Source organism: Sulfuricurvum sp. (assembly GCF_049305995.1).
Taxonomy (GTDB): Bacteria; Campylobacterota; Campylobacteria; order Campylobacterales; family Sulfurimonadaceae; genus Sulfuricurvum.
The window spans coordinates 1-1,776 of record NZ_JBAQPS010000342.1 but is presented as its reverse complement, the minus strand read 5'-3'; the positions used below and the strand labels follow the sequence as shown (position 1 = coordinate 1,776).

Annotated in this window: 4 protein-coding genes; all 4 read left to right on the top strand. The window is 36.9% G+C overall.

The features are described 5' to 3' along the window. Positions 1–4: 4 nt before the first annotated feature. Genes WA010_RS11620 through WA010_RS11605 form a run of 4 tightly spaced genes read left to right on the top strand, consistent with a single transcriptional unit; the run spans position 5 to position 1,440 of the window. Positions 5–163, top strand: a complete 159-nt coding sequence (locus WA010_RS11620) for a restriction endonuclease subunit S (RefSeq protein WP_422557278.1) — start codon at positions 5–7, stop codon at positions 161–163. A gap of 42 nt (positions 164–205) precedes the next feature. After that, entirely contained in the window at positions 206–394 is a 189-nt protein-coding gene (locus WA010_RS11615; RefSeq protein WP_422557277.1) for a hypothetical protein, read from the top strand. Continuing rightward, positions 384–629: a type II toxin-antitoxin system RelE family toxin gene (locus tag WA010_RS11610; RefSeq protein WP_422557276.1), complete on the top strand. Its 246-nt coding sequence runs from the start codon at positions 384–386 to the stop codon at positions 627–629. The genes WA010_RS11615 and WA010_RS11610 overlap by 11 nt, the downstream gene beginning before the upstream one ends. Then, on the top strand, positions 622–1,440 hold the full coding sequence (locus tag WA010_RS11605; RefSeq protein WP_422557275.1) for a type I restriction endonuclease: 819 nt from the start codon (positions 622–624) through the stop codon (positions 1,438–1,440). The genes WA010_RS11610 and WA010_RS11605 overlap by 8 nt, the downstream gene beginning before the upstream one ends. The last annotated feature ends 336 nt before the right edge of the window (positions 1,441–1,776 follow it).

Here is a 1,776-nt window from a genome sequence, read left to right as displayed (position 1 = left end):
CACCATGGGCGGTATAAAAATAACAATTCCATCATCTATCGAAGAGCAAACCAAAATCGCCAACTTTCTCTCTGCTATCGATACTAAAATCAACCTCGTAGCAAAAGAACTGGACGAAGCCAAAAACTTCAAAAAAGCTCTGTTGCAGCAGATGTTTGTGTAACTGTGCTAAAATAATGCCATCAAAGAAATAAGAGAGTTCGTAATGCAATCATTGACCATTAATTTTCAAGATGACCAATTGTTCACTAAGGTTTTATGGCTGTTAGAGCATTTCAAAAAAGATGGGCTGGAAGTCGTTTCCAAAGACGATATAGAAGATTTAAAAGCACTATCAAAAACACGCAATGAAGAGAGTATCCCTTTTGAAGAATATCTAAAAAATGCGCATTGAAATCCGCAAAAGTGCTATCAAAGACCTTCAAAAAATCAATGAACCTTTCAAGAGTAAACTTCACGATAAAATCTCTCTTTTAAAAAATTTCCCCGATATTTCCAATATTAAAAAATTGACCAATTTTGAACCTGCCTATCGTTTACGTGTAGGAGATTATCGGGTTTTGTTTGATGTTATTGATGAAACTATTTTTATCGGTCGTGTGCTACATCGACAGGAGAGCTATGAGTAAGCAATCCGAAGCAATCCTCGAAGAAAACCTCCTCAAACAACTCGTTTCGTTGGGGTATGACAAAGTCATCATCCGTAACGAAGCTGAACTCCTCGCAAACCTAAAAAAGCAACTCGAAAAGCACAACAAGACCACCCTTGATGATGTGGAATTCGCCCGTATCCTCAACCACCTGAACAAAGGGAACGTTTTCGAAAAGGCAAAAATCCTTCGTGACAAATATGCCCTTAACCGTGAAGACGGCACGACCAAATATATCGAATTTATCGACTCCGAACACTGGTGCCAAAACCTTTTTCAAGTGACCCACCAAGTCACCATCGAGGGGAGCTATAAAAACCGATACGACGTGAGTATTCTCATCAACGGTATTCCGCTCGTGCAAATCGAACTCAAACGCCGTGGATTAGAACTCAAAGAAGCGTTCAATCAAGTCAACCGTTATCAGCGTCATTCATATGGTGCCAATAGTGCTTTATTTCACTACGTCCAAATCTTTGTCATCTCCAATGGAGTGAATACCAAATACTATGCCAACAACCGCCATCAGTCATTTAAACAAACTTTCTTTTGGGCAGACAAAGAGAATAAAAATATTACTAATCTTAATGAGTTCACTGATGTATTTTTAGAGTCGTGTCATATCTCTAAGATGATATGTAAATACATCGTATTGCAAGAGAGCGATAAAAAGCCGATGATTCTACGCCCGTATCAATACCATGCGACTGAGGCGATTATTGATAGAGTCGTCAATACCAATAAAAACGGCTACATTTGGAACGCCGAAAAGTGGTGCCGAGAGTTTTAGAGAAAATTATGACGTTTGTGGATAGATTTTATAATTTGTAATTCTGAATCAAGAACACATGAATTTTAATCTTCAAAAAAATGTGAAGTTTTTGTGTAGTTTATATTGCATCAAATTGCTTCAAAATCAATATTTAGCATCTGTATCTATTAAGAAGCTATTTTTTTGCACTATCCATATAAAAAAATAAAGCAGTGGTCAAAAAGTGGTTTTTTAACTATGAAAAGATTGCCAGAGAATTGGAGATTGATGGACGATATTTTATGGAGGGTAATACCGTATTTGAATATATGGGGTGAAACTCACCTCATATTATAATTCCAGTAATGCTAATTG

Bases quoted from the DNA above. Each gene is read 5' to 3' on its own strand.
- WA010_RS11620 (WP_422557278.1), top strand. From the start codon at position 5: ATGGGCGGTATAAAAATAACAATTCCATCATCTATCGAAGAGCAAACC.
- WA010_RS11615 (WP_422557277.1), top strand. From the start codon at position 206: ATGCAATCATTGACCATTAATTTTCAAGATGACCAATTGTTCACTAAG.
- WA010_RS11610 (WP_422557276.1), top strand. From the start codon at position 384: ATGCGCATTGAAATCCGCAAAAGTGCTATCAAAGACCTTCAAAAAATC.
- WA010_RS11605 (WP_422557275.1), top strand. From the start codon at position 622: ATGAGTAAGCAATCCGAAGCAATCCTCGAAGAAAACCTCCTCAAACAA.